Genomic DNA, 2,678 nt, shown 5'->3' on the forward strand with positions numbered 1-2,678 from the left:
GATTTATGATTTTCCTTGATCTATCTGGGTTTCAGCGATTTTGGGCTTCTCGAAGTAAATCCCAAGCGGGGATTGGAGTTGAGGCTTTTCTCGATTTGTTTTTTGTCTAAGTCCCACTAATTGACCCCCTAAAAATCGGTAAAACCCGACACCCTACACCCGACACCCTACGCCTAGGAAAAACTTTTTCAGCAAACCCTATTTATACGGGGGAAGTTCAGGTATAACGACCCGTTGATTAAAAACAAAAATCGGGTGTTGGCTTGTGTTAGAATCAATGCCAAGAAAAAAGCTAAAAGCTAGAAATCCTCCCAGGGCATCTAACCTTTAGCTGTTTCGCGCTCACAGTTATCAATGTCTTGCACACATTGGTAACTGTTATTTTTGCTTATTGAAACGGGAACCCAATCCTAAACCACCCACTGCCAGAAGTCCGAGGATAGTGCCTGGTTCGGGTACTTTTTTAGTAGCTTGTAGGAATTTATTCGATAAGGAATTCAGGACTGGCGTTCCACTGGTATTAGGGGTAATTTTATCCGTGACCGTGAGCTTTCGCAAATGACCCGAAAGATAAGAGAAATCACCATTAGGATCAGGTAAGCCGTTAGTTGAAGTTAAGATAAACCCAGGTACCTCAGCCAATGTCTTCTCTACCTTCCCGTAGCCAACAGGTGAGTTGACATTCACGTCTGAATCTACTTGAACCCCCTTAAAATACTTGAGGGGATCAGGATTTGTGATCTCGATTGTGTACGAGAAAGCCGCAGAAAGACTGAATGGTGATCCTTTTGGGGTGAATAGAACCTGATACTCGTCACCCATTTCCATAAGTTCAATTTCGTCGTCGTTCCGTATCACATCGTCATCCACGCCAATATCGACGTATGTAACCTTTTTGTCGCCGACAGAAAGACTTGTTCCGTTTTTGAATTCGAACCACTTTGCTGAAAGCTGCGCGGCATTCGCACAGGTAGCGGTAAGCACCGCGCCAGCCAGAACCCCAATCGCTAGAGAGCCAGAAGCAAGGGTTTTGGTTAATTTGTTTGTTGTCATCATAACTGAATTATCCAGCGTTAATTGTTTGATAAGATCAAGGTCAAGAAAAGTTAAAAAAACCTTAAGTTTTGTCGATAACTTTTTTTTGACTTGACTGAAGTTTAACGGGTTCTTCGTTACTTGGTATGGTTTGATCGGGTGGCATAAATCGACTAAAGCCTTATCTGGCAAGAGACTTAATTGATTAGTTCGTTCTAGATTGACGAAAATCTTTAAATGTCTTTCCATATAAGGTTTTCATCCCTTGTAACCCCATCCATCGCATAACACAAACTGAAGAACCGTATAACGAAACTTCCAACAACCAAACAAGCGTTTTAGGAAAAATCTTGCACTCCGTAATAAAACTTAACATTTATCGATAGGAACATCCTAATGGGACTTAAACACAGAACCGAACTTTTTTAGCTATAATCAAGTCATAGTAGGCTTTCACGTCAAAATACGCCCATGGGAGAAACGACCCCATCCGCTATGCCGCCCTGCTTCGAGAGATGGTGCGCTAGATTCGATGACTGTTTCAAAAACCAGTCGCAAAAAGATGGCTTCCGACAATATTTAGGCGGATTATTAGGAGAAAGCGAGCGAAAAAACCTAACCCAGATGGCGGATAACTCGGTGGGGTTGGTTTATCACCGATTACATCACTTTTTAACCGAAGCTCCTTGGTCGGCGCTGGTGTAGCAACATCAGTATCGACCTCCATCTTAAGGTATTTGATTATTGGTAATTAAAACTTTAAGCTGTTCTTTGTTATAAGAATTAGTTAAAAGTTGGGTTACGAGTTCAGGAATAAAAGATGTATTATGTAGTTTACAAAGCTGAACAAGTCGATTTACCAACACTGCATCTATAGCGTTTCCTGTTGGCAAGAGGTACATTGTCGATGGTGAAAAGCTTAATCAGCAAAGGTTTAAATGTGCCACACAGATGTGAGAAACGCTATATCTTCTTTGACATTACACGCTCAGATTCAGGTAAATCGGCTATAAAAATATGTTCGTCATTTTGCTTTTGTGGTTGTTGAATTACATAACCTGTCTTGTAAAGAAGATAGATCGCCGAACGTAATTCTCCGCGAGTTCGGTTATGTCCGAATGCTTCAATCAAATATTCAAACTCCTCACTTCTGGTGAAGCCGTCTGGAAAACGTTCTTTCAAATTTTTCAAGGCATCGCAGAGGAAAGATGATTCACAAGATCGCCAACTGCTTTTGCGTAAAAGGCGCTTGTATAAATCAACTGTAGGTTCTACTAAAGTACTTCCTGAGTTTGTTGTCGTCAGGGTGATTTCATTAGATTTATCTCCAGTTTCTTCAGCTTTTGCGTGCCAAGTTTGTTTAACTTGATATAGTTTGACTATTTCAGGTGCGCTTTGGAGGAATTTCATGAATCCACCAAACCCTAAATTATGCTCATCAAATGCCGAATCAATTTCAAGCATTTCATTTTTTAACGTAGAAAGGCTGACACCATCTGGAAATTTACCAAGTACACGTTCTAGTGGGACTTAAACAAATTTCAAGCCCAAACAAAGCCTAAACTGGCTTTGTCAGCGGCAAACACATCCCGATTCTCGGTCAGCCACTCAAAGAAACGGAAAGACATCGCTGTCCGAAAAGC

The 2,678-nt window shown here is 41.2% G+C and carries 1 protein-coding gene and 2 pseudogenes; 1 reads left to right on the forward strand and 2 read right to left on the reverse strand.

All coding sequences use genetic code 11. The features are described 5' to 3' along the window. Window positions 1-378 precede the first annotated feature (378 nt). A complete protein-coding gene (locus EWV68_RS09245; RefSeq protein ID WP_239698242.1) occupies window positions 379-1,284 on the reverse strand; it encodes a PEP-CTERM sorting domain-containing protein in 906 nt (301 codons plus the stop codon). Between the two features lie 222 nt (window positions 1,285-1,506). On the opposite strand from EWV68_RS09245, the pseudogene EWV68_RS09250 reads away from it, so the two are divergent. Then, a pseudogene (locus EWV68_RS09250) lies at window positions 1,507-1,728 on the forward strand (transposase); the annotation flags it as partial. A gap of 270 nt (window positions 1,729-1,998) precedes the next feature. Here the strand turns inward: EWV68_RS09250 and EWV68_RS09255 are convergent. Beyond that, a pseudogene (locus tag EWV68_RS09255) lies at window positions 1,999-2,544 on the reverse strand (OST-HTH/LOTUS domain-containing protein); the annotation flags it as partial. Between the last annotated feature and the right edge of the window lie 134 nt (window positions 2,545-2,678).

It is taken from the genome of Microcystis sp. M_QC_C_20170808_M9Col, from assembly GCF_007095495.1.
GTDB lineage: Bacteria > Cyanobacteriota > Cyanobacteriia > Cyanobacteriales > Microcystaceae > Microcystis > Microcystis aeruginosa.

Bases quoted from the DNA above. Each gene is read 5' to 3' on its own strand.
- EWV68_RS09245 (WP_239698242.1), bottom strand. From the start codon at position 1,284: ATGGAAAGACATTTAAAGATTTTCGTCAATCTAGAACGAACTAATCAA.